Annotated in this window: 22 protein-coding genes, 1 tRNA gene and 1 riboswitch; of the genes, 4 read left to right on the top strand and 19 right to left on the bottom strand. The window is 61.2% G+C overall.

The annotated features are described in order from the left end of the window. Window positions 1–240: 240 nt before the first annotated feature. Entirely contained in the window at window positions 241–2,361 is a 2,121-nt protein-coding gene (locus O6760_RS23595) for a putative bifunctional diguanylate cyclase/phosphodiesterase (RefSeq protein ID WP_332306203.1), read from the top strand. Between the two features lie 6 nt (window positions 2,362–2,367). Here the strand turns inward: O6760_RS23595 and O6760_RS23590 are convergent, their stop codons facing one another. The 16 genes from O6760_RS23590 to O6760_RS23515 all read right to left on the bottom strand — a co-directional run bounded on the left by O6760_RS23590 (window position 2,368) and on the right by O6760_RS23515 (window position 18,308). Next, a complete protein-coding gene (locus O6760_RS23590; RefSeq protein WP_269582103.1) occupies window positions 2,368–2,592 on the bottom strand; it encodes a hypothetical protein in 225 nt (74 codons plus the stop codon). After that, window positions 2,589–3,062, bottom strand: coding sequence for a hypothetical protein (locus O6760_RS23585; protein ID WP_269582102.1), 474 nt, complete (start codon window positions 3,060–3,062; stop codon window positions 2,589–2,591). The genes O6760_RS23590 and O6760_RS23585 overlap by 4 nt, the downstream gene beginning before the upstream one ends. 2 nt (window positions 3,063–3,064) lie before the next feature. Further along, entirely contained in the window at window positions 3,065–4,303 is a 1,239-nt protein-coding gene (locus O6760_RS23580) for an agmatinase family protein (RefSeq protein ID WP_269582101.1), read from the bottom strand. A gap of 8 nt (window positions 4,304–4,311) precedes the next feature. Then, window positions 4,312–5,139, bottom strand: coding sequence for an ABC transporter ATP-binding protein (locus O6760_RS23575; protein WP_269582100.1), 828 nt, complete (start codon window positions 5,137–5,139; stop codon window positions 4,312–4,314). Then, the gene (locus O6760_RS23570) at window positions 5,136–5,957 is read right to left on the bottom strand and encodes an ABC transporter permease (protein WP_269582099.1); all 822 of its coding nucleotides are present in this window, start codon (window positions 5,955–5,957) and stop codon (window positions 5,136–5,138) included. The genes O6760_RS23575 and O6760_RS23570 overlap by 4 nt, the downstream gene beginning before the upstream one ends. 71 nt (window positions 5,958–6,028) lie before the next feature. Next, window positions 6,029–7,099: a putative urea ABC transporter substrate-binding protein gene (locus O6760_RS23565; protein WP_269582098.1), complete on the bottom strand. Its 1,071-nt coding sequence runs from the start codon at window positions 7,097–7,099 to the stop codon at window positions 6,029–6,031. Window positions 7,100–7,209: 110 nt separating this feature from the next. Beyond that, window positions 7,210–7,326: riboswitch (guanidine-I (ykkC/yxkD leader) on the bottom strand. Between the two features lie 186 nt (window positions 7,327–7,512). Then, window positions 7,513–8,577, bottom strand: coding sequence for a glycosyltransferase family 4 protein (locus O6760_RS23560; protein ID WP_269582097.1), 1,065 nt, complete (start codon window positions 8,575–8,577; stop codon window positions 7,513–7,515). Window positions 8,578–8,803: 226 nt separating this feature from the next. Further along, window positions 8,804–8,989, bottom strand: a complete 186-nt coding sequence (locus O6760_RS23555) for a hypothetical protein (protein ID WP_269582096.1) — start codon at window positions 8,987–8,989, stop codon at window positions 8,804–8,806. Window positions 8,990–9,047: 58 nt separating this feature from the next. Next, complete coding sequence (locus tag O6760_RS23550; protein ID WP_269582095.1) at window positions 9,048–9,638, bottom strand: SRPBCC family protein; 591 nt, start codon at window positions 9,636–9,638, stop codon at window positions 9,048–9,050. Window positions 9,639–9,660: 22 nt separating this feature from the next. After that, a complete protein-coding gene (locus tag O6760_RS23545) occupies window positions 9,661–10,533 on the bottom strand; it encodes an XdhC family protein (RefSeq protein WP_442969823.1) in 873 nt (290 codons plus the stop codon). A 19-nt stretch (window positions 10,534–10,552) separates the two neighbouring features. Further along, window positions 10,553–11,752: a vWA domain-containing protein gene (locus O6760_RS23540; protein WP_269582094.1), complete on the bottom strand. Its 1,200-nt coding sequence runs from the start codon at window positions 11,750–11,752 to the stop codon at window positions 10,553–10,555. A 4-nt stretch (window positions 11,753–11,756) separates the two neighbouring features. Beyond that, on the bottom strand, window positions 11,757–12,638 hold the full coding sequence (locus O6760_RS23535) for an AAA family ATPase (RefSeq protein WP_269582093.1): 882 nt from the start codon (window positions 12,636–12,638) through the stop codon (window positions 11,757–11,759). Between the two features lie 219 nt (window positions 12,639–12,857). Further along, window positions 12,858–15,278, bottom strand: coding sequence for an aerobic carbon-monoxide dehydrogenase large subunit (locus O6760_RS23530; protein ID WP_269582092.1), 2,421 nt, complete (start codon window positions 15,276–15,278; stop codon window positions 12,858–12,860). Next, window positions 15,275–15,784, bottom strand: a complete 510-nt coding sequence (locus tag O6760_RS23525) for a (2Fe-2S)-binding protein (protein WP_442969822.1) — start codon at window positions 15,782–15,784, stop codon at window positions 15,275–15,277. Before O6760_RS23525 ends, O6760_RS23530 begins: the two co-directional genes overlap by 4 nt. Window positions 15,785–15,795: 11 nt before the next feature. Next, complete coding sequence (locus tag O6760_RS23520) at window positions 15,796–16,662, bottom strand: FAD binding domain-containing protein (protein ID WP_269582091.1); 867 nt, start codon at window positions 16,660–16,662, stop codon at window positions 15,796–15,798. 416 nt (window positions 16,663–17,078) lie between these two features. Beyond that, window positions 17,079–18,308: an MHYT domain-containing protein gene (locus tag O6760_RS23515; RefSeq protein WP_269582090.1), complete on the bottom strand. Its 1,230-nt coding sequence runs from the start codon at window positions 18,306–18,308 to the stop codon at window positions 17,079–17,081. A gap of 364 nt (window positions 18,309–18,672) precedes the next feature. On the opposite strand from O6760_RS23515, the gene O6760_RS23510 reads away from it, so the two are divergent. Next, window positions 18,673–19,125: a hypothetical protein gene (locus O6760_RS23510; RefSeq protein ID WP_269582089.1), complete on the top strand. Its 453-nt coding sequence runs from the start codon at window positions 18,673–18,675 to the stop codon at window positions 19,123–19,125. Between the two features lie 227 nt (window positions 19,126–19,352). Here O6760_RS23510 and O6760_RS23505 read toward each other — a convergent pair whose 3' ends face one another. The 3 genes from O6760_RS23505 to O6760_RS23495 all read right to left on the bottom strand — a co-directional run bounded on the left by O6760_RS23505 (window position 19,353) and on the right by O6760_RS23495 (window position 21,398). Beyond that, window positions 19,353–20,516, bottom strand: coding sequence for a lipase family protein (locus O6760_RS23505; protein WP_269582088.1), 1,164 nt, complete (start codon window positions 20,514–20,516; stop codon window positions 19,353–19,355). Between the two features lie 22 nt (window positions 20,517–20,538). Then, window positions 20,539–20,934 carry a DUF6795 domain-containing protein gene (locus O6760_RS23500; protein WP_269582087.1) on the bottom strand — a complete coding sequence of 132 codons (396 nt, stop codon included), beginning with the start codon at window positions 20,932–20,934 and terminating at the stop codon, window positions 20,539–20,541. 374 nt (window positions 20,935–21,308) lie between these two features. Then, window positions 21,309–21,398: transfer RNA gene (locus O6760_RS23495), tRNA-Ser, on the bottom strand. A 706-nt stretch (window positions 21,399–22,104) separates the two neighbouring features. Here O6760_RS23495 and O6760_RS23490 point away from each other — a divergent pair. Both O6760_RS23490 and O6760_RS23485 read left to right on the top strand, forming a co-directional pair. Further along, window positions 22,105–23,211 carry a septal ring lytic transglycosylase RlpA family protein gene (locus O6760_RS23490; protein ID WP_269582086.1) on the top strand — a complete coding sequence of 369 codons (1,107 nt, stop codon included), beginning with the start codon at window positions 22,105–22,107 and terminating at the stop codon, window positions 23,209–23,211. A gap of 75 nt (window positions 23,212–23,286) precedes the next feature. After that, window positions 23,287–24,486: a D-alanyl-D-alanine carboxypeptidase family protein gene (locus tag O6760_RS23485; RefSeq protein ID WP_269582085.1), complete on the top strand. Its 1,200-nt coding sequence runs from the start codon at window positions 23,287–23,289 to the stop codon at window positions 24,484–24,486. The last annotated feature ends 279 nt before the right edge of the window (window positions 24,487–24,765 follow it).

Here is a 24,765-nt window from a genome sequence, read left to right as displayed (position 1 = left end):
AAGCCTTTGCGCGACGTCCTTTTTGGCGGGTGATTTCTTCCGGGATTTGCACATGTTTTTGAACGCACCGGTCAGAAATGACGTTGCGTATATTAATATTTAGAGGGTTTTAACGGTTGATGGTTCAAATACCCTAGGTCGTGTAGAGAAGGCATTTCAGCCTCAAACACGATCGTGTTTCAGCCTGTTTCAGCGCAAGTTTCGTAAAAGATTGCTGGATTAGGGTCAGGCTGAGCATTCATGCACGGGAAGAGGTTCGGAAGGGGTTCCGGCACATCCCGCACAAGACGGCAAACCGGGGGGCACCGGTTCGTCCAGGGCAGAGAGACCGAACCGGAAAGGATGTTTCAACGCTCCCGTTCAGGGGCAATTGTTTCTGTCATCAGGACGGTTGAGCCGATGCGGTTTGAAAAAGTTATTCAATTAGGCATTCCGGTGCTTTGCGGCGCATTGGCGCTGTTGCTCGGTCTGAATTTCCTGCTTCTCGTCCATACACAGACGAATATGCACCAAAGCGTCGAGTTCGAGAGGACGATTCTTGAACAAGCCCGGCAGATAAACACCTCCGAACCGGAAAAACTTGTCGCACGGTTTGCAGCGCTGCGGGATCCCGCTGATGCGCGTGCTGCCGCTCGATCCTTCGAGACCCTCCAGGCGGCGCTGGCTACCTGGCCCGGAGAAAGTTATCGGGATCTCGTGGGCCCGCCTGACGACATCAAGGCGAATATCGCCGCCATCCTTCGCAACAGCAAGTCTTTGCAGGGAAATCTCGACAACCTCGAGGGCTCCGTCACCGCCGGCCAGGTGCTGGCCGGCCTGCAGGTCGTCGGCGATGCGCTGGAGCAAATCAACCGGCGTGTGTACCAGGAAGTCTCCGGGGCCCGTGAGGCGGCACGTGACCGGTTTCGCTTCCATCAGATTCTGCAATCCGGACTGGTCCTGTCTCTGCTGCTTTCGATGTTCGCCTGGCTCTGCAAAACTTACAGCCGCAATGCCAAATTGAAGGCGGCAGTGAAGGAGAATTCCGAGCGTACCGATCAACTCGCCCTGCAACTGAGCCACGACAGAGTAACCGGACTGATCAATCATCGTGTTTTCGCTGACCAGGTGAGCGCCGCCGCCGGGGAAAACCTGGCGGACGGTCAAACGCTGAACATTTTCAACATCTGCCTCGACACAAGATTGCCCGCTCGCAACACATGCAGCCAGGCAACCGAAGAGGCTCTGCTCGTTGCAATCGCGGATTTGCTTCGCCATGCCGTCGACAGGTTCGAGGCGAAAACATGCCTGGCACGCTCGCCAGGCAAGGGATTTTTGCTTATGGCCGTTTCCGACAGGGAGATCGGCCAGTCCGCCGCCGTAGTCGCCGAACGCATTCACGACATTTTCCTGCGCCCCGTCCAAACGCCTCTGGGCACGTTTCTGATTTCGCCGGCCATCGGCTATGCCGACTCGTTAACGTCCGACGGGGAGCCGCCAGACATCATCGCAAATGCCGGTCTTGCAGTTGCAAATGCCGACGAATGCGGACACCGCCAGGTCATCGCCTACGTCCCGTCCATGCGGGCCGTAGTGGAACGCAAGGCCATCGTCGAAACGGCCCTGGCGCGTGCCATTGAAGCGGACGAATGCCTGCCGCATTTCCAGCCGCAGTTCAATCTTAAGACCGGACGGATTTTCGGTGTGGAGGCCCTGGCACGCTGGTACCACTCCGAACTTGGCTGGATATCGCCCTCGGAATTCATTCCGATCGCCGAAGGCAATGGCGATATCGTCTCGCTCGGCTGGAAAATCCTGGAAACGTCCTGCTCCGAAGTGCAGCTTCTTCCCACTGAACTGTCCCTGTCCGTCAACCTGTCGGTGGCGCAGATCCTCAGTGATGATGTCGTCGGCATGATGGACGAATGCCTCTCACGCACCGGCCTGCCGGCTTCGCGGCTCAAGCTGGAGGTCACCGAGTCAACCCTGATGAGTGACCTGAAACGCATTCAGGCCACATTGTCGGATTTGCGCGCTCTCGGCGTGGGCATCTCGCTTGATGATTTCGGCATCGGATATTCCGCACTGTCCTATCTGACGGATTTTCACTGGGATGAAATCAAGATCGACCGGTCCTTCGCCATCAAGGCAGTGAAGGACAGGAAGATGCGGGACATCCTGAAGATGGTTCTCGGCATCGCCGAAACGATGGGATCCACCGTAATCATCGAGGGTATCGAGACCGTCGAACAGCGCGACGTCCTCGTCGATCTCGGCTGCACCAACGGGCAGGGTTACCTGTTTGGCGGGCCGATGGCCATCGACGATATCACCACGCTGTTCTTTAATGACGAAGGCCAGCAGAACCTTGCCGGTATCTGACAGCCGTCAGTCGCCGGGGGTCCGGCTGGCAGTCGCGCGCGAACGCCTCAGGACCAGTCCCGCGGCCACGGCGGCACCCAGCCCCGCAAGCACCAGCGCAACATGGAAAGGCGACCCGAGCAGGTGGGCCATGGCAGAAGCAATGCCGCCAAGATCGTCATGTGCGCCGGCGTGAGCGAACGCCGGCAGGGAGGAAGCGGCCAGGAATATCAGGGTCAGAAACGGTTTCATTCTTCGATTTCTCCATCTGTTAGCCGTTGTGAGAGAATGTCGATCAGGTCCATGTCGGCGCGTTCCGTCAGCGAGACATAGGTGAACGTCATGGTTTCCCGCGCCTGGACCATCGACCCGGGGAAGGGCATGTAGACGAGCTCGCGGGAGGCGAAGGCGGGCGATGCCGTGCCGACTTGCCAATTGCTCTCGATTTTCGCGTCGACAAGGTGCTGAACCAGCCCGTCCCGTCCGGTCCGGTGAAAGGGAACACCTGCGAGCCGCAAGTAGCTTGTCTTGTCGTCGGCGCCGCGGAACCCGTCGATGAAGCTCGCCGAGAGCGCCTGCAATTCCTCCGCGCGGTCCGATGACGAGCCCCCGTGGACATGCGAGTGCAGATGATCACCGGCAGCATGATTGTGGTCATGCGGATGGTGATGATGATGGTGGTGGTGGTGATGGTCGTGCGAATGCGATGAATGGTGTGCCATGGTCACGCCACCTCCGGACCGGCCGGAATGCTGACCGGCTTGTCGATGATCCCCTTGTGCGCGCCCATCTTGCCGTGTGACACAAGCGTGCCGAGCACGTCGACGATGACACGCGTCGCCAGCAGCGCGGTTATGTCGGAGCAGTCGTAGGGTGGTGAGACCTCCACCACCTCGAGACCGCAAATCCCTTCCTTGGCCACCAGCGAGACCAGTTCCAGCGCTTCGCGGGGCAGGAAGCCACCCGGTTCCGGCCAGCCGGTGCCCGGCACGAACCCGCAATCGACACTGTCGATATCGAAGGAGATATAGACCGCGTCGGCATCCTTCCAGGCAAGCTCCAGGGCCCTTGCGGCCGTTTCGGCAAGGCCCAGTTCCTCGACATCGCGCATGGTGAAGATGTTGGTGTTGCGCTCCCGCGCCACCTCGACGCCTTCACGCGGAACCTGCCAGCCGCCGATGCCGATCTGCACGAGGTTCACCGCCGGCACATTGACCAGGTCCGTGGCGTGGAACCACGGTGTCGTGTGCATGCGTTCGTCGAGATCCTTTTCCTGGATGTCGATATGCCGGTCGAAATGAACGATGCCGATGCGTTTCGACGTGCACTGGGCAATGCCGCGCACACAGGGAAAGCCGATGGAATGGTCGCCGCCGATCATGATCGGCAGGGCGCCCGACGACGCTACGTGCGAGACCGCGCGCGTGATCTGGTCGAAGGTCTTCTCGATATTGGCCGGGATTGTGAAGATGTCGCCGACATCGCACAGGGTCATCTGTTCGCGCAGATCGACGCCCATTTCGTAGTTGTAGGGCGTATAGAGCGCGGAGATCTTGCGGACCCCCTGGGGGCCGAACCGAGTACCCGGCCGATAGGTGGTGCCGCCGTCGAAGGGAATGCCGATCACCGCCGCGTCATAGGCGCCGACCTTGGTGACGTCCTCGACATAGGGCGCCTTGAGGAAGGTGTTGATGCCCGCGTAATGGGGCAGCTCGCCGCGGGCAAATGTGGGGATGGACTTGTCGGTCAGGCTGTCGGATCCGGTGAGCCCCATGCGCAACGCCCAGGCCTTTTCCTTCTCCCAGGCGGCCGAGGGAAGGGTGCCTTCCTTTTCCGCCGCCTTCCAGCCCCTGAGCTGAAGCTTGTCGAAATCCGGGTGATGGCACCGGCGCGCCGGATCGCGTGAAACGGCTCCGGCCGCCCTGTGCCGGGTCGAGGGACCGCTAGAAGATGGATCGAACATGGGAAACCTCATGTGGGGTTGCTGTTTGAAAAGGGAGAAAGCGGCGCTTCGACCGCTGCGCCGATCACACCGGCAATGTCTTCCGGTCCATCGCCGCTGCGCCGGCCTGGCTCATCGAGGGGAAGGTCGTAGGTGATCGTCGCACCGTAGGCCTGGGGGGCCTGCGGGTCGTGGCGGATCTTGTCGAACACCAGCAGCCGCGTGCCGAGCTTGAAGGCCTCGTGGATGTCATGCGTGACCATGAAGATGGTCATGCCGAAATCCCGCCAGAGCCCGAGCAGCAGGTCGTGCATGTCGACCCGGATGCCCGGATCGAGCGCACCGAAGGGTTCGTCCAGCAAAAGTATGCCGGGTTTCTTGATGAGCGCCTGGGCAATGGCCAGCCGCTGCTGCATGCCGCCGGACAGTTGAGCCGGGTACTTGTCAGCCGCCGCGCTCAGCCCGATACGCTCCAGGAGGTCGGCGATCTCGTCGAACGCGGCCTTGCGGGGCGCCCCGAACAGTCGCCCTGACCAGGGTGCTGCCTCGAATTCCTTCGCAAGGATCAGGTTCTGGGCGACCGTCAGATGCGAGAACACCGAGTATTTCTGAAAGACAATACCGCGATCCGGCGTCGGCTCGTCGGGCAGGGGCGTTCCGTCCAGCAGGATCCGGCCCCGGCTCGGCAGCTCCTGGGAAAGCAGCATGCGCAGGAAGGTGGACTTGCCGCAGCCCGATGCACCGACAATGGTGCAGAAGGACCCGGTTTCGACATCCAGGTCGACCCGCTCCAGAACCGGCATGCCGTCATAGAACTTGGCCAGCCCCTGGACGGAGAGTTTCGGTGAGGCGGTCATAGCGCATCTCCTCCGAGATGTGCCCAGCGAAAGGCCCGGCGCGACAGTTGCAACAGCAAAAGGTCCAGCAGGAAGGCGAGCAGGGTGATCCAGACGACATATGGCAGGATGACATCCATCGCGAGATAGCGGCGCACCAGGAAGATCCGGTAACCGAGGCCGGACGTGGAGGCGATGGCCTCGGCGGAAATCAGGAAGATCCAGGCCGGCACCAGCCCCAGCCGCAACGCCGTGATCAGCCTGGGCAGCAGTTGGGGCAGGACCAGCCGGGTGATCATCTGCCAGACGGAAGCTCCCAGCGTTTCGGCCTTGATGACCATTTCACGCGGAATGTCGAGCACGGCCTGCGCCATGGAACGGATCATCACCGGGGCGGTGCCGATGACGATCAGCGCGATCTTGGCGAGTTCACCGAGGCCGAAGGTGATGAACAGGATCGGCAGGATGGTGATCGGCGGGATCAGGGAAAACGTGGCGAGATAGGGTGCAAGTGCGGCACGCACATGTGGAATGAAGCCGATGGCAATGCCGAATGAAAGCGCAAGGGCGGTCGAGACGGCCATGCCCGTTCCGAGACGCCAGAGGCTGTCATAGGTATCGAGCCAGAGCAGCAGGTCTCCGGAGCGCCGGTCCGGAACCGTGGCCATGCGCCAGAAAGCGGCCGCCATGCTGTCCAGCGACGGCAGCAGCTTGTCCGCCGGATTGTCCAGCCGCCTGTAGTGGCTGGCAATGGCATAGCCGATCACGGTCGCAGCGAAGGGCAGCAACCCCAGCACCAGGGTCGTTAGCCTGGAAGGTTTCCGGTTGATGATGCGCATGAAGGCTCTTCCGTCTCTGGCTGTTGGCCCGGCACGTCATGCGCCGGACCCTCGGTGTCGAAAACGGAAATTCAGAGCGTGCCGTCGGCCGCCATGACCATGAAGCTCGGATCGAATTTCAGCTTCACATTCGCCTTGTCGCCATAGACGGACCCGTCCGGAAAGGAGACCCCGACAAATTCCGGGCTCGGCGCGCCTTCACCGAGAATTCCCTTGTCGAACAGGAACTCGGCAACGAACTTCATGGTCTCGGGAAGTTCCGCGGACTTTGTGAAGGCCACGGCCTCCTCGGGCGTGAAGAACATCTTGGTGGTGGCAAGCTGGGCGTCATAACCGGCCAGATCCGTTCCGGAAGCCTCCGCCATGGCGGTGCGCGCCGCGATACCTTCGTCGCTGTCGGAGGACATGATGCCCATCAGTTCATACCAGGCACCGGTCAGCGCCTTGCCGAAATCCGGGTTGTCGGCAAGCGTTTCGGTGTTCACCATCATGATGTCGATGATCTCTCCGGGAATGCCGGCGCTGTCGAACACCTTGGTGGCGTTGGACTGGGCCTCGATTTCCGACAGGAGCGGGTTCCAGGTGACCACAGCGGTGACATCATCGGTCGCATAGGCAGCGATCATGTCGGCATCCGAGGTATTGACCACGGTGAGGTCCTGTTCGCTCAGGCCGACCGTGTCGAGCGCGCGGGCGAGCAGATAATGGGAGACCGACAGTTCAACGAGATTGACGGTTTGCCCCTTGATGTCGGCAAGTTCCGTCTTGTCCTTCAGGATGATGCCGTCATTGCCGTTGGAATAGTCGCCGACGATCAGGGCGGTCGTGTCGACACCACCGCCGGCCGGAATGGACAGGGCGTCCATGTTGGTCATGGAACAGCCGTCATATTCGCCGGCCGTGTACTGGTTGATGGATTCGACATAGTCGTTGATCTGAACGATCTCGACGCTGATGCCGTATTTGTCGGCCCATTTCTTCATGATGCCGCTGTCTTGCAGATAACCCCAGGGCATCCAGCCGACATAGATCGACCAGCATACCTTGAAGTCGGTTTTCACTTCGGCTTTCGCGGGGGCAAGCGACAGCGGCATGGTGAGCGCTGCGGCGAGGAGGGTGGCTTTGGCAATCGATTTCAGCATCTGTGCGCGTCTCCTGTCTTGGGCCGAACCCTGGATCGGTCCGACGTCCGTCATGAGATTTCTGCGCACGTCCGGGAGCCAGGTTCGCGCGCGCGAAACCTCGTGCAGTTGTCTCCCGGGTTTTTGTCCCGCCGTGTCACCAGCCTATGTGGGTCAGAGCCCTTTTTGACCGGCTTGCGCCTCTCGGTCCTGCGTCGTTGCCGACCGGATCCCTAGGCGCGCTGCACACCATCAGCAAAGCAAGGGGGATGCCAGAATTGTCCAGAAGTGTATTTACCCCATAATTACAGCCAGTTAGATCGCCGCTAGTGCAAGGTTGCGCATCGCCTGGAAAATCGCTCGGAGTGGAGTGATCAAATTTAAGGCAGTTCTGGACAGATATCGATCAGCGGTCCACTCAATCCGGCTTCCGGTCAAAGAGGCGGACCGGACACACTCTGCAGACGTCCTGGTCGGGTAGCCTCGAAGGCCTTTTTTGCCCGTTCGATATTTGCGAGGAACTGGTCGGAGCACGCGGCCCAGCTCTGTTTCAGGGCAGCTTTCCTGCAGGCATCGCGCGGAAGTTCAAGGGCCTTGAGGCAGGCCGAACGCAGGTCCTCGGACAAAACGCCGACATTGCCGTTCCCGATCACGTCAACGGGCCCCATCACGGGAAAGGCCGCGACGGGAGTTCCGCAAGCCAGCGCTTCGAGCAGCACCATGCCGAACGTGTCCGTCCTGGATGGAAATACAAACACATCCGCACCGGCGAAATGGCGGGCCAGGTCCTCGCCCGACTTTGCTCCGGTGAAGTGGACACCCGGATAGGTTCCTCTGAGACTTTCCAGCTGTGGGCCGTCACCGACAACAACCTTGGATCCGGGAAGATCCAGAGCCAGAAACGCTTCTATGTTCTTTTCGACGGCCACCCGTCCGACATAAAGGAAAACCGGCCGCGGCAGCGTCTCGGGAAAAACCGATGTCTCAAACGGGTGAAACTGGTCGACATCCACGCCACGCGTCCAGGGCATCAGGTTCCGGAAGCCCCGGGATCTCAGGTCGTTTTCCAGCATCGAGGTCGCAACCATGCAGCCGGAGCCGAAATTGTGAAACCGCCGCAGCCAGGCATAAAGCGGTCCCAGCGGCACGGGAAATCTGGCCGCGACATATTCGGGGAACCGGGTGTGGTAGCTGGTCGTGAAGCACCGGCCCATTTTCCGTGCGGCCGCACCGGCCAGAAGGCCCAAAGGGCCCTCGGTCGCGATGTGAAGATGTTCGCAGTCGAATTGTTCGATGAGCCTGCGAAGCCTGCGTCGCGTCGTGAGCGAAAGCCGGATATCGGGATAGGTCGGACAGGGGACCGTTCTGAAATCCCGGGGCGTGACGAATTCCACGCGGATATTGCGCTGCTCAAGCTCGCGGGCCGTGTATTCAAGCGTGCGGACGACGCCGTTGATCTGCGGATACCAGGCATCCGTTACAAACAGCACCGATGTCATGATGCCAGGTGACGCTTATTGAGATGGCTCGGCCAACCGGTGCCGGGAACGGGGCGACAAAGTATCTTTCAGGTCCTTAAATGCGAATATCCGGACCACTATCAAAGAGATGCCGCCTCAATGCAACTTGTCTCCAACCTCGGGTGATCTTCACCCGGGACCGGCGCCGCATCACTCGCCTTGCGCCGGCCAGACAGTGCGAGAAACTGACGGGATTGATCCCGCTTCACCCGCCGAATGAACAGATCTGCAGCAGCGGAGCCAGGTGCCGGTCCGTCAGGCCGAAGCAGCAGGAATGCGCCACCAGCAGAAAAGCAGTCAACGCGGAGCCTGTGGCGAGAGCCAGCAGGAGCGACGGGTCTCGCACGATTTCTGTCAAGCCGGTGTCTCGGCGCATGTCTGTCTGAACCATGTTTTATCCTATCACGTGTCATGAGACCGGCGCCATGCGGCGCCGGCATGCGGCTCTTCTATTCCGCAGGTTCCGAAGTGCCCCCGACGGCTTCGTCCTGTTTCTTGCCGCCGCCGAACAGACCGCCCAGCCAGCCTTTTTTCCGGGTGATTTCCCCGTTGGCGTCTGCCGCGGTCTCCTGTTGATCGTCCAGTTCGGCGTCAGCCTTGGGTGCAACCTGTTCCCCGAATGCGGCAAAGAACTCCCCCGCCAGACGCTTCGCGGTGGAATCGATCAGCCGGGATCCCAATTGGGCAAGTTTGCCGCCGACCTTGGCGTCAACATCGTAATGCAGGATGGTTGCATCCGGGCCGTCTTCCTCAAGACGGACCCTGGCACCGCCACGCGCAAACCCGGCAACGCCGCCAGCCCCTTCACCCTCGATGGTGTAGCCATTGGGCGGATCCAGATCGTTCAGCGTGACCTTGCCGCCAAACGTCGCCTTGACCGGACCGACCTTCAGTTTGACCTTGGCCTCGAGTTCCGTGTCGCAATGCTTGACCAACTCCTCGCACCCCGGAATGGCGGATTTGAGGATCTCCGGATCGTTGAGGGCCTCCCAGACCTTTTCCCTGGGGGCTTCGATACGCTGGCTGTCGGTCATCTGCATGGGCAAGTCTCCGTCAAGATTTTCAAATGTGGTGAACGTTCGTCCGGCGCTGGTTGGTCCTGCGAAGCAGCAGCAGCTCCGCCAGTATGGACAGTGCGATTTCCTCCGGAGTGATGGCTCCAAGGTCCAGGCCTGCGGGGCCCTTGACCGGTTCCAGGTCTTCCCTGGAAAGTCCCTTTTCCGCCAGTTTTTCCTTCAGCGCAGCCAGTTTCCTGCGGCTGCCGACAAAACCGATGTGTCGCGCGGGGACATTCAGGGCAGCTTCAAGCGCCGCCAGGTCGCCGCGCCCCTGTGTCGATACGATGATGAACGTTTCGCCTGTCCGTCCGGGGGTGTACGAAAACCCTTCGACCAGCGCCGCGGGTGTCCGGATGGTTTCCAGTTCCTCGCAAGACGCGCAGACCGTGATGTCGAACCCGATGGTCGGCGCCTGCGCGGCCAGGGCCTGGGCAACAGGGCTCGCGCCGTAGATGACGAGGGCAGGGCGTGGCAGCACCGGTTCGATGAATATGTCCATCGTACCCTGGCTCGGACACATGTTCTTTGCGAACTGAACCCCTTCGCGTTCCTCTCCGGGCGCAACGCCGCGTTCGGACAGGAGATCTTCCGGCTGAATGGATATCAGTCTTGTCTCGCCATCCTCGAAGGCTGCCATCGCGGCCTTGATGACAGCAGCCCGGGCACAGCCACCACCGATCCAGCCAGCGGCAACCGTGCCGTCCTGTGCGATCACAGCCTTGGCGCCAGCCTTGGCGGCCGTTACCGCAATTGTACGTACGACTGTTGCTAAAACAAAAGGTTGCGACTCTTTTCTCAACTCGTTCATCAACGTCGACAAGTCACCGGAAAGGCCGACGGTTGCGTCAGGCCGAAGCCCGGGAAGGTCATGTTTCATTGGTGCGTCTCCCATGGATTCAGAGCCTTGCCAGATACGGTTCGAGAGCTGCGAGACTGTCCAGATTGTGCGCCGGAGCGAACAGATCGACATGTGGCAGGGCTGCCTGCATGCCGGCAGTGGCCGGTTCATAGCCTTCCCAGCCCAGCATCGGATTGAGCCAGACAATGCGGCGGCAGCGCCGCCTGAGGCGTGCCATCTCGGCTCCGAGAATGTCCGGGGGGCAAGTGTCATAGCCGTCCGAAAGGATCATCACGCAGGTGCGCGAATGGAGAACCCGCGCGGCATGCCAACGGTTGAAATCCGCCAGCGCCTCACCGATTTTTGTTCCGCCACCGACCCCTTGCGCCATCAGGCCCATACGGTCGAGAGCGCGGCCCGCGTCCCGTTCGGACAAGGCCGACGAGACATGCACAAGACGGGTATGGAAGAGAAAGGCTTCCGCCTCCCTGAAATTGTCCAGGATCCCGTGTACGAAACGCGTGAAAACGCCGGTGTAGTTGTTCATCGAGCCGGAAGCATCCAGCAGCACGACCAACCGGAGCTGACGCTCACGCGGTCCCTTGTGGATCAGCTCGAGCGGCATGCCGCCATGGGCGATGGAGTGGCGGATCGTTCGACGGAGATCCAGCCTTGGGCCTTTTCTTTTCTGACGGTCCCTGCGTGTCAATCGAACGCGCATTGACCGTGCAAGACGTTCTGCGAGCTCATGCGCCTTCTTGAGAGCGTCTGGATCCTGAATGTGTCGAAAATCGACCTGGCCTAGATTTTCAGCGATGCTGGCGCCTTCGCGGCGACCGGAAGGGGTCTCGCCGGTGTCCTCATCCTCCTCGCCCGGCTGACGTTCGACGTCTCCGGCGATCGTTTCCTGGCGCTGCCCTCGCGCATCCACCAGTTCGCGCAGTGTCTTCATGCCCTTGGCACGGCTGGAGCCGGACACCTTCACGCCGGACTTGACGCCCCGTCCGAGCCAATAGGCGTCGAACACCTCGTCAAACCGCTGCCAGTCGGACAGGCGACCGCAAAAAAGCGAGCGATACGCCGTCCTGAGAGATGCCGGCCGCCCGGAAAGGCGAGAGCGCAGAAGGACAAGCGCATCCTGTGTTTCCGCCAGGCCCACCTTGAAACCGCTGTCGCGCAGGGAGCGGACAAAACCGGCCAGACGCAGGCGCAGCACGGCACCGATGTCTTCGCGGGTCTCGAGGGGAAGGGCGGTCATGGTGTCAGGCCACCTTGCCCAGAAGCCGGTCGGTCACGTCCCGGGTAACGCGCGCACTGTCTTCGCGGGTTTTCAGGACACAGGACAGCGTGTCGAAAACGAGTTCCCGGCCCTCAGCCAGGTTTTTCACACCCAGGCCAAGAAGGGCGGCGGCCCAGTCGATGGTCTCGGCAACGCCCGGCACCTTGACCAGATCTTCCTTGCGCAGCTTGCCCATCAACTCTGCAATCTGCAGCGCCAGCTTCGCGTCGAGGCCGTCTACACGGTTGAGCAGGATCCGTGCCTCCCGGTCCGGTGTCGGGTAGTCCACATAATGATAAAGACAGCGGCGGCGCAGCGCATCGGACAGCTCCCGCGTACCGTTGGATGTCAGCACCACACGCGGGACAGAGACAGCAGCAACCGTTCCGAGCTCCGGGATGGACACCTGGTAGTCGGACAGGATCTCCAGCAGAAACGCCTCGAATTCCTCATCCGCGCGGTCGATTTCATCGATCAGCAGCACGGGTGGTGTTTCCTTCCGGATGGCCGCCAGAAGCGGCCGTTCCAGAAGGTATTTTTCCGAAAAGACCGCCTCTTCGACGCTTTCCGCATCCGCGCCGGATCCCTCCCGCGCCTTGATGGCCAGCAGCTGGCGCTGGTAGTTCCACTCGTAGATCGCGTCGGAACGGTCGAGCCCCTCGTAGCACTGAAGGCGGATCAATTCGGTGTCTTCCAGGCGCGCCAGCGCCTTGGCGACTTCCGTCTTGCCGACACCGGCTTCGCCTTCCAGCAGCAGCGGCCGGCCAAGCATCCCGGTCAGCAGGAGGGCGGTCGCCAGCCCTTCATCTGCGATATAACCGGCCTCGGCAAGCTGAAGCGCAATCTGGTCCTTGGTCTGGGTCATGCTGGTCCGTTATTTCTTGGAACACAAACTTCGTCATTGCCGGGCTTGACCCGGCAATCCATGCCGTATCCTCCCGTTCCGATCAGCGTCTGTGGTGGAACCGGGGCAACGGCATGGATCCCCCGATCCCGTCGAGGGCTGGCCCATGGTCGAGCCATGGGATGACAAAGGTGAAGGGCGGCACCGCGGGACAATACCACGGCGCCGCCCTGTCATGTCTTACCCATGCGCCCCCAGGTCCCGGGCCGCCTGCCAGATCCGCCAGGCATCGTGCGGCATCTGGATATGGGTGTTCCCGAGGAACTGGAACGCGTCGTTGACGGCATTGGAGAAGGCCGGAACGCCGCCGACATTGGGACTTTCGCCGACGCCCTTGGCACCGATCGGATGGTGCGGGCTGGGCGTCACCGTGTAGTCGGTTTCCCAATGCGGGGTCTCGACCGCCGTCGGAATGAAGAAGTCCATGAAGGACGCCCCCATGACGTTGCCGGTCTCGTCGTAACGGATCTCCTGGCCCATCGCGATGGCGAACGCCTCCGTCAGCCCGCCATGCACCTGGCCCTCGATGATCATCGGGTTGATCCGCGTGCCGCAATCGTCGAGCGCATAGAAACGCCGTGTCTTGGCAACACCTGTATCGACATCGATGTCCATCACGCAGAAATAGGCGCCGAAGGGATAGGTCATGTTGGGCGGATCATAGTAGCTGACCGCCTCCAGGCCCGGTTCCATGTTGGGCGGCGGAGCATGATAGGCCGCCCAGGCGATCTCCTTCATGGATTTGCGCGCCTGCGGATTGCCCTTCACCTGGAAACCGTCGACGTCCCATTCCAGGTCGTATTCGGAGACTTCCAGCATGTGCGCGGCGATCATCTGGGCCTTGTTGCGGATCTTGCGGGCGGCCAGCGCGATCGCTGCCCCGGCCACAGGTGTGGACCGCGAGCCGTAGGTTCCAAGGCCGTAGGGCGCCGTATCGGTATTGCCTTCCTCGACCATGATGTCTGCGGCCGGAATGCCGATCTCCGTCGCAATGATCTGCGCCCAGGTGGTCTCGTGACCCTGCCCCTGGGATTTGGTTCCCATGCGCGAGATCACCGAACCAGTCGGATGCACACGGATCTCGGCGCTGTCGAACATGGCAACACCGAGGATATCGCAGTTCTTGGACGGCCCGGCACCGACGATCTCGGTGAAGAAGGACACGCCGATGCCCATGATCTCACGGGTTTCGCCGCGCTTGAACGCCTCCTGCTTGGCCTTCTGCTCGGCGCGCAACTCGCGGTAGCCGATCGTGTCCATCGCCTTCTGCATGGCGGTGTGATAGTCGCCGCTGTCATACTCCCAGCCGAGCGCGGACTGGTAGGGGAACTGCTCCGGCTTGACGAAGTTCTTCATCCGGAGATCCGCCGGGTCCATGCCGAGCTTCTGCGCCAGGATGTCCATGCCGCGCTCGATGCAATAGGCGGCTTCCGTCACCCGGAAGGAACAGCGATAGGCAACGCCGCCGGGAGCCTTGTTGGTGTAGACGCCGTCGACCTCCAGATGCGCCGCCGGGAAGTCGTAGGACCCGGTGACGATGTTGAAGAAACCGGCCGGCCATTTCGATGGATCGGCGCAGGCGTCGAACCCGCCATGGTCGGCCAGCACGTGTACTTTCAGCCCGGTCACGGTGCCGTCACTCTTGGCGGCGATTTCCGTCGTCATGTGATAGTCGCGGGCGAAGGACGTGGTGGACAGATTCTCCATCCTGTCCTCGACCCATTTCACCGGAACACCGGTCACGATGGAGGCGACGATCGAGCAGATATAGCCCGGATAGGCGCCGACCTTGTTGCCGAAGCCGCCGCCGATATCCGGCGCGATCACGTGGATCTTGTGTTCCGGGATGGTCGACAGCAGCGAGGCCACCGTACGGATGACATGCGGCGCCTGGAACGTGCCCCAGACCGTGAGCTCGCCCTTGACCTTGTCCATGGACGCCACGCACTGGCAGGTTTCCAGCGGCGAGGGATGGGTGCGGTGATAGGAGATCAGTTCCTTGACCGTGACATCGGCTTCCGCGAAAGCCTTCGAGGTCTCGTCCTTGTCGCCGACTTCCCAGGTGAAGATGTGGTTGTGGTGTTTGCGCGGTCCATGCGCGCCTTCGGTCTTGCCGTCCAGATCCGGCCGCAGCACCGGTGCATCCGGCACCATCGACTGGAACGGGTCGATCAGAACGGGCAGTTCCTCATATTCTACCTCGACCAGTTGGATGGCATCGTCGGCGATGTAGCGGTTTTCCGCGACCACGAAGGCCACTTCCTGGTTCTGGTAAAGCACCTTGCCGTCGGCGAGAACCATCTGCACGTCGCCGGCGAGCGTCGGCATCCAGGCGAGATTGACGCCCTTCAGGTCTTCCGCCGTCAGGACGGCGATGACGCCGGGCAGTTTCAGGGCCTCGGTTGCGTCGATCTTGGTGACCTTGGCGTGGGCATAAGGCGAGCGAACGAAGTCGCCGAACACCATGCCCGGCAGTTTCAGGTCGTCGACATACTGGCCCTTGCCCTGCGTGAAACGGACGTCTTCCACGCGCTTGCGCTTGCAGCCCATGCCTTCAAGGGCAGCCTCGCGCTGTTCCCGTGTCGGGGTCATGTCGTTCATTCCGCAGCCTCCTGGAAATCCGTGCCGTTCAGCTTGGCTGCGGCATACTGGATGGCCTTGACGATGTTCTGGTAGCCGGTGCAACGGCACAGATTGCCCGAGATGCCCATGCGGATTTCCTCTTCCGTCGGGTTCGGGTTCTCATTCAACAACGTATGCGCCCTTGTGATCATGCCCGGCGTGCAGAAACCGCACTGAAGACCGTGCATCTGCCGGAAGCCTTCCTGAAGCGCCGACAGGGTGCCGTCCGGATTGGCCATGCCCTCGATGGTGGTGAGTTCAGCGCCGTTGGCCTGGACGGCGAACAGCGTGCAGGATTTCACCGACATGCCGTTCATGTCGACCGTGCAGGCACCGCAATGGGAGGTTTCGCAGCCGATATGCGGGCCGGTCAGGTCCAGTTCCTCGCGCAGGAAATGGATGAGAAGCGTGCGCGGTTCGACAAAGCGCTGCACCTTCTTGCCATTGACGGTCAGGCTGACCGGGATCTGTTCAATGTCGCTCATTTTTATCTCCCTCAGCCCTGTGCCCGTTCGGCGGCCCGCACCAGCGCGCGTTCCAGCATGATGCCGGCCATCTTCGTGCGGTATTCTGCCGGTCCGCGGCCGTCGGAGGCCGGTTCCGTGATTGCCTCGGCGGCCGCAACCGCGCGTTTGACGGTGTCGGGATCAAGGGCCGATCCGGTCAGGATGGCGCCTGCCTCTTCCGCATGGAGCGGTGTGTCGGCCACGTTTGTAAGCGCAACGGAGCAGCTGCCGACCGTGCCTGCGGACATCGTCAGCACGACCGCCGCAGCCGCTGTGGCATAGTCTCCGACCTTGCGTTTCAGTTTCTCATAGGCGTAGCCGTGGCCCTCAGGCGGGACAGGGATCTTTACGGCCGTCAGGATTTCTTCCGGGGCGAGGGCGGTGAAATAGGCCGCCTCGTAAAAGTCGCGCGCCGCGACCTCCCGTGCACCATCCGGTCCGCTCAGGACATAGCGCGCATTCAGGCACTGCATCAGCGCGGGCATGTCGTTGCCCGGATCGCCGTTGGCGACATTTCCGCCAAGGGTGCCGACGTAACGAATTTGAGGATCGGCAATCAGCAACGAGGTTTCGCGGATAATGGGCAGTTTCGCGGCCAGCACGTCCGATGCGATCAATTCATGCTGGGTGGTCATGGCGCCGATGGTGACGGTGCCGCCATCCTCGGAAATGCCCTTGAGATCGGCAATGCCGCCCAGATCGACGAGATGCTCGGGTGCCGCCATGCGCAGCTTCATCATCGGGATCAGGCTGTGTCCGCCGGAAAGCGGACGTGCCTCGTCGCCATGACTGACCAGGATGGCGATGGCTTCGGCCACGGATGATGGCCGGTGATAGGTGAACTCACCAGGGATCAATGGTTTCTCCTCCCTCATTCGGTCCGCGCCGGGACCAGCAGCCGAAAAGGAGGCAACTCAAAATCAGGTGCCCGCCTTCCAGCCGGATACGCCCTGCCCGAGAGGACAGGTTGTCGCATGCCCCAAGCCTGCGAAGGAGTGCACCGCACGCTCAAGATGCCATGCACAAACAGGTGCCGAATTGCACGGATGACGGGTCGAATTGCACGAACTGCGACAGCCTTACTGACCTTGCCTGTCGGGCATCACTGACGAAACCAGTTTATTTACTCATAAAATCAATGAGATGCAGATTCCCTGGGCAATCTGAGTTATGCAACCTGAACGGGTCGCTGTTCATGCGGGTCCGCATGAATAGCGGGCATCGCCGCGGATGCCGCGCCGCACAATGAAGGCAAACGTGTAGGCAGCAACGTTTATTGCGCGGCCACGGACTGTCCCAGAGACGGCAGTCCATCCTCCGCAGTCGCTATCAGGCGCTTCTTGACGCGCCCCCATCTGGAGCGGCTGACAGGCACGCTCGGTCCGTCCGTGCCGGCCAGCACGAGCAATCCGCCGTCACCGGAGCGCCGAAAACTGACCACACGGGTCAGATTGACGATGTGGCTGCGGTGAACACGGTTGAAGGTCTTGGGGTCAAGCTGTTGCTCGGCTTCACTGATCGACAGGGGACAGAAATATTCCCGGCTTCCGTCATAGAGACGGGTGTAGTGGGCATCGGCATGAATGGCGACGATGTCCTGAACACCGATCTGGCCCTTCCGGCCATCCCGCTCGATTGGCAAATACCGTTTCGCAGGAACGGATGCGGAGCGCAGCGAACTGGCCGCGGCCTGCAATCCGGCAGCGGACTTGCGGCCAGAGGCCATCTGTCTCTTTTGCTTCGTTTCATCCGACTGCGTTGCGGATTGACGTTGATCCGTCGGCGCGTTGTCCGTTTCCTCCTGCGACGGGACCAGGGTGAGCAGGAACAGGCCGGAAACCAGAAAAGCGACACAGGACACCACGATCGCAAGCACGCCCGGACTGAACATCGGCGCCCGGATCTCGGAAACCGGCTGGATCAGCTCGTAGCTCAGTCCGGTCATGGCGGTGTAATGCATGGCAGCGATTGCAAGCGCCAATACCGCGGCCGAAACGACGAAATGCGGCCGGCGGCCGGGGCCGAACAGAAGCCAGATGGCGAACCCGGCGGCATTGAAGGCGATCAGGAAACTGCCGAACACATAGGAAGGATCATGCTGCATGGCGAGGGAGTCATGCAGCGCATACATGCCAAGGTAATGCATGGTGCAAATGCCGCTTCCCATGACGAAGGCTGCAAGCCCAAGGCGAACGGGCGTCAACCGGCCGTTGCTGGCGGCAAAAACGGCGATGCCGACCACGAGCACGCAGACCAGGAAGGACAGGACGGTCGGCAACACCAGAAAACTGGCGGTTACCGGCAGGCGCGCCGCCATCATGCCGACGAAATGCATCGACCAGATGGCCAGCGCAAGCGTCAGAGCGGCGCCCGCAAGCAGTTGGCGCCGGCGCGCGGCATCGGCGTCGCCAACCTGAACGGCCAGATTCAATCCGACAAAACTGCCCTGAAAGGCCATCACGAGGGACAGCGCCACGAGCCACGGCTCGTGTGTCACCGGCATGCCTCACCTCCCAAATTGCTCCGCCGCCTCACGCGGCAGGTTCCTCCGAGTCAGATGATAGGGGAAAGGCAGGAGACCGGCAAATGGGCTTTGGGAGGGGACGCAAGCCGCCCCTGAACGACTGACACCGACAGGCGTCGATTCCCGTTGGGGCTTTCCGCCCCATGCGCGCCGGTTTGGTTCTCACGCCGCAGCGCCGTCGCCTCGTCTCCAGCGATCCGGAAAACCCGCCCTTATACGAAATCCGCAACCGGACAGGGACGCTCGGATCTTCCCGCAGGGTCCCGCCGGAAACACTGGACGCCCCATGACCGCGCTGCAAGGATGCCGGAGGTTTCCCTTACGACAACCGGAGGAGCAGGGCATGACGAACTACCTGGCAGGCATAGCAATCTCACTGGCTGCGGTTTCGAGCGCATCCGCGCAGGAAGTAAGAGCCTCGCGCCCGGGCGACATCGCCGTCGTTCTGGAACAGGCGCCGGGCGTTGGCGGCATTTGCGGAACCGGCGCCGACGGACGCACCATGTGCGTCAGCCCGAGCCACGGTTACGCGCCGTCCTCCATTGCCGAAAACACCCGGACCCGCTTCGACGAGGAGGCACTGGAATCGGCCATCATCGCCGCGGCGATGGGAGACGCCATCCCGAACCCGGGCGACCAGTTCGCCGTCAGGTTCAACTTCGCCGGAGACGGCGATACCTTCGCGGGCGCCTTCAGCTTCGGCCTCAACGCAACCGATAACCTGAGACTGAACCTGAACGTCGGGCAGGGGGCCTCCAAAACCATCGCGGGTGGCGGTTTCAACCTGTCGTTCTGACAGGAACACAAAACACTCAAGCGGCGGACTTCGTCTTCGCAGCGCGCAGACACGAACAGGGAAAATGTCCATCCCAAACATTTCATTCAAATGAATGGGTCCTGGCTCTCGCCGCGTTTGTGTCCGTTGGACCCAACCTGTTGCCGCCGGGTTGGTCCTCCGTGAGCAAGGTTTGGCATTTGAGCGAAAGCGGCGCGCCCCAAAAAACCTGGTGCGCTCCCTTTGCCTTAGCGAAAGCTTCTTATCGCTTGCAGTGCCATGCCGCCGATGACTGCGACAAGCATCGACAACAGCCAGCGCAAGAAGGCCGTGGTGAGTTTTGCGCCTGTTTCGACCAGTCTCTTGCCGAGGAACCGCATGACGACATTCACGAATTCCACGACCCGCTCTGCCGCGGCAAGCGACGATGCTGCCATGCTGGCCAGTGCAGCGGCCATCTTGTCGAGCACCGTCGCCCCTCCGAACAAGGTGAGACCAATGACGGCTCCTGCGGCCTCAAGCAACAATCCGAGGATCTTTTCGATGAGCCGCAAGACAACGACCGAATGCATGGCGGGCCCGATCGCCGATGATTGAGCCTGGGCGAGCAAATCGTCGACCGTGTCCAGTGAAAAACGCCGATGGATGATCACCGGCATGCCCGACCAACCCGTGAGGCCGACGGATTTGCCATACGACTGCAGGAAATGTGCACTGACGCTGACCAGGGCGCCGGGCCCGCGCAGCAAATAGGCCACCTCTCCAACGGGTATGTGACAGAAGGGAAAAATCGGCACCATCGGCACAGGGTCGGTATCGTGATAGACGCGATAAACATTGCGCGCGCCAAGTGCGGCGGTGACCACCTGTGCGTGGCTGTCCAAGCCTGCTCTTGGCGCGCCATAGGTGTAAAGCTTGATGCTGGCGGTGCCGATCAGCGCTTCCGCCAGAATGGTGGCAGCCGCGCCCCCCAGGCTGTGACCGACAATATGGAGCGTGCCCGGATTTCTGCCGCGCAGGGCGGTTTGTACCTGCTCGAGAATGCTTGCTGCGACATTTCGGAAGCCTTCGTGAACGGGCAAACCGAGCGGACTGCGCGCGGCGCTCATATGCGCATCCGTTATGAGATCATGAACGGAGGTCGGTTCCGTCCCCCGGACGCAAATGAGTGTTTCACCATGCCTGGGTGTTCCTGCCTTACCGTGCGCAACGTAGCCGAACCCCGTCCGGCTCGAACCGCCCGGAACGCTGATGCCGGAGACGCCAGTGAAGCGTGAACCGGATGCAATATCAAACTGGTCTCCGCCCGTACCTGCGGCCTGGACCGCCGTCAGCAGATCCGTATCGAGCCGAATTGCATAGGCACTTTGTGCCAGCTGGACCGTCTGAGCGGGGGACAGGGCGAGGGACAATGGCTTTCTCCGCGTGTCGACGCTAGGCGAGCCGGCAAACTCCAAAATCATCGCCGGAATTGCTGGGCGTGTGGTTCAAATCGCAAATGAATCGAAGCGGGCGATTGCGTTCGCCTTCTCGTTCGTAATTCGTCTTGGTGTTGAGCCAGCCGCGATATTCCTTGCCCTCAAACTCGATATTGATCTTCTGGACAATGGTGATTTCCCCCGGGAGCAGGTTGGAAAACCCAGCGGAGCGACTGATCTCGGGAAACGAAAACTGGCCGTTCTTGTCGGTTGTAACGAAGTTTTCGGGAACTTCCCCGGGCTTCGACCAAAGGGTGATCTGCACCACCTTGGCGCCTTCAACCGGTTTTCCGTCCAAAACAACTGTTCCCGTTACTTCCGAAAAGAGAACATTTGTTCCAAACAGTGCCATGGCATTCGTTCCCAAAAAGACTAAGACAATTGTGGCCAGCAAAGGCACAAGTCTGTTTCGAAAAACCGACAATCTGAACATCGGGTCGAGAGCCCAACCTTAAAGGTCCGAAGAAAAAACACTTCGGGCGAAAATGTATCGGCAAATTAAATCACACCCTCGCTCGAAATAACAACCGCATAAGCGACGATCTCGATGGATTTGGCGGTAAATTGAACAAGCCAGCGTTTTCAGGCACGGTCGGCATTCGTTATCTGCCGTTGTTCCAATTCGACGGTCAACGTCAACCGCACATGTCCGAGCCCAAGACGTCCAGGCGCTTCGGGTTTTGGAAAGTCACCGCGACTTTTCACAGCAAATAAAAAGACGGGAAATGGCGGTGAGGGTGGGATTCGAACCCACGGTACGCTCTCACGCACGGCGGTTTTCAAGACCGCTGCCTTAAACCACTCGGCCACCTCACCTGAACAGCCGAAAAGCGCCTGGGCGGCGCGGCTGCCCGAACCGTTTCGTCTGTCGGAAGCGGAAAGTCAAGAGGGTGTTGGCATGGGGCTTAAAAAGATCCTCTGGGATGTTCCGGCGCCGTCTGCGGACAGGGGTGGGGCAGGATGTGCACGACGGGCACCGGAACATCACCAAAGGGTAGGGGCCGCCGGTCCGGTGTCGTGGGCAGGGTTTTGAACCGGCGGCCGAAGCTGGAGGTGGGGTCCAGCATTGCCGTGACAGGGCGGTCACGAGCAATGAGGTCACCCTAGGCGGATTTGACAGGGCCAGATGTGACCTACGTCACAACTGGCTCGAATGTCGATTTCCTCGCAACCGTGTCCTTCGCGCAACAGTGCCGGCCCGGACGATTGCACCGGATTTTCGACATATATTTCAGAGTGTTACAAAAGCGCCGCAACGGCATGCCGGGCTTGGTCCGGGCAAAACCGGTGGAGAGCGCAAATCAGACCCCATTCAGGCCTCGACGCCCGGTTTACTTTGAAGTAACAAAGTTGCGCTTTAACAAGGGCATAGGCAGGATGAACAGCGGGGGCAGTGCGTCTTGCGGGGACTGATCAAACGATCGGAACAATGCCTTTTGAGAACCGGTGCGGGCAAAATCACGCGCCGGGAAGATCGCGTGAGCTGCGGGGCCGCCAGCGCGTAAGTGAGTAGGACGGCAGTATGCAAGGGACAGGCGGGCAGTCTAGCCGGAAGGCGGATAGGTCTCATGGGGTAACAGCCGAGAGGGAATCGCGTCCTGCGCGCTCCGTCTGGGCACAGGTCCGGACAGGCCTGATCACGATTGCCGCTGTATCCGCGGTCGCCGCCTGCAGCTCCGCTCCCCAGGAAAAAGCCAAGTTCAGCCCGAAAAAATACGGCGTCAAGGGCAGCCCGCGCATGGTTGCCGACGGCAAGCCTGTGCCGAAGGGCGGTGGACGTTATATCGTCGGCAAGAAATACAAGATTGCCGGCAAGTGGTACTACCCGAAAGAAGATCCAAACTACAGGAAGGTCGGTCTGGCCTCCTGGTACGGCCCGACATTCCATGGCCGCAAGACCGCGAACGGCGAGATCTTTGACCGCAACGCGCTGACGGCCGCGCACACCACGATGCCGCTGCCGTCTTACGCCAAGGTCACGAACGTTGCCAACGGCCGCTCCATGATCGTGCGTGTCAATGACCGTGGACCTTTCCACGGCAACCGAGTCATCGATCTCTCCGAGCGGGTTGCCACCATGCTCGATACCAAGTCGGCAGGTGTCGGCAAGGTGAAGGTGGAATATGTAGGCCGTGCACCTCTCCACGGGCAGGACGAACAGTATCTCCTGGCGTCCTACAGCGGTCCGGGTGCCGTCCAGCCGGGCGCGAGCCGGCCGGGCACCCTGTTGGCGCAGGCCGAACCGCAAGCACCGATTGCCACACCGCAAGTCACTTTCGGCCGTGTACCGGCTCCGGCCACGCGTCCTTACCTGACCGTGGCGTCCGCTGCCCCGGCACGTCAGCAATCCCTGACAGTCGCCTTCGACCCTGCGATTGCTTTCGAAGCCGACCAGCCCGCCATCAAGGTTGCCTCGAACAACCGGTTCCAGCCGGTTGGTTCCGACCCGGCAAACCAGACGCTGGGCGTGCTTCGCGTACCGGCCGCCGGAACCTTGAGCGAAGGCAGCGCGGTTTCCTCCTTCGCTGCGAACCGCCGTGTATCCGACGCCCATTCCGCACTGGCCGACCTTGGCGGATCCGGCTTGTCGATGCGTCAGCTTGCAGCCAAACTGGAAAGCGGCAGCTAGGCGATTCCCGGTGCCGGGCACCCGGAATCGGCACGCTGCCGGCTCTGACAGTGTTCTTGCAAGGCAGACCCTTTGATGCGTCCGGTACGATTTGCTGCCAGATTCCGGTTTCAACTGAAATCATGCCTGCTGGCGCTGCTCTCGCTTGCCGCGCTTGACGCCGCTGTTTCCGAGGCACACGCAGCCGAAACCATCGTCACCAAGGCGCCGATGGCGTTTCTCTATGAGCCGTCGTCCGGGACCATCCTGTTCGCGAAGGCTCCGGACCAGACATTTGCGCCGGGCTCTCTCGCAAAGGTCATGACCGCGGCAACCGTGTTTCAGGCGTTGAAGGACGGCGACCTGAAATTGGACCAGCTCTGCAAGGTGAGCGAACATGCCTGGCGCACCGGCGGCGCGCCATCCGGCCGCGGCGCGACCATGTTTGCCGCGATCAAGTCGGAGATCTCCGTCGAGGATCTGCTCAAGGGCCTTCTGGTCCACAATGGCAACGATTCCGCCATCATCCTGGCCGAATGCCTTGATGGATCGGAAGAAGCCTTCGCGGGCCGGATGACCACGCTCGCGCAAGAGATCGGCATGAAAAACAGCCGGTTCGCCAACCCGACCGGCTATGCGGAAAAGCCCAGCCGGACGACGGTGCGCGACCAGGCAAGGCTCGCCGAGTACATCCTGGAAAGCCATCCGGACCTTTATCCCATGTTCTCCATTCCGGAGTTCACCTGGAACAAGATCTTTCAGCGCAACAAGAATCCCTTGCTGGGCGAGATCCGCAATCTCGACGGCCTCGGGGGCGGCGCGGACACGGAAGACGGCTATGCCGGCCTCGGTTCGGTCGACCGCAACGACCGGCGGGTGATCGCGGCTGTTGCCGGATTGACCTCCGACAAACACCGCCTGCAGACAATGAAGGAAGTGATCGAGGGCGCGTGGGAATACTTCACCGTCAAGACCATCTTCACCGCGGGCGAGACGGTCGCGGACGGGCGGGTCTTCGGTGGTGACCGGAGCAGCGTGCCGCTGATTTCCAAACACGACGTCAATGTCCTGCTTCCGCGCGGCACAACCCTTGAATACCGGATCCGCGTTGTCTATCCGGGACCGATCAACGCCCCTTTCCAGGCGGGACTACCGGCCGGTGAAATCCGCGTCATCGGCAAGGACGGCATCGTCTATCGCGCGCCGCTGGTGACGGGCGCATCGGTCGGAGAGGGCACCTTGATCGGACGCGCCCTCGACGGGCTCCAGGAACTGCTTTTCGGCTGGATCGGATAATACCAACCTCAACAGACAGACAGGCCCCCATCTGATGGCTCTGGTCCGGTTCGGCCGGCAAGGCGCCCTGCTCAGGACGGCCCGGTTGGCCGTGCAAGCAGCGCAACACTGTCCGGCAGGCCGGAGCAGGCCACCAAAGGTCGTGTTTTGGGACAGGTCAGCTGCGTCGCAGGATTTGAACGATCAACCATATCCCTCTGCAACCTGTTCCTTGCTGACCTGTCCCAAAACACGGTCAGATCGGTTCCTGTCTGTTGAGGTTGGTATAAGGTCTTTTGC

This window comes from Roseibium sp. Sym1 (assembly GCF_027359675.1).
In the GTDB taxonomy this organism is placed as follows: Bacteria; Pseudomonadota; Alphaproteobacteria; order Rhizobiales; family Stappiaceae; genus Roseibium.
This window is presented reverse-complemented; position numbering and strand designations above follow the sequence as displayed.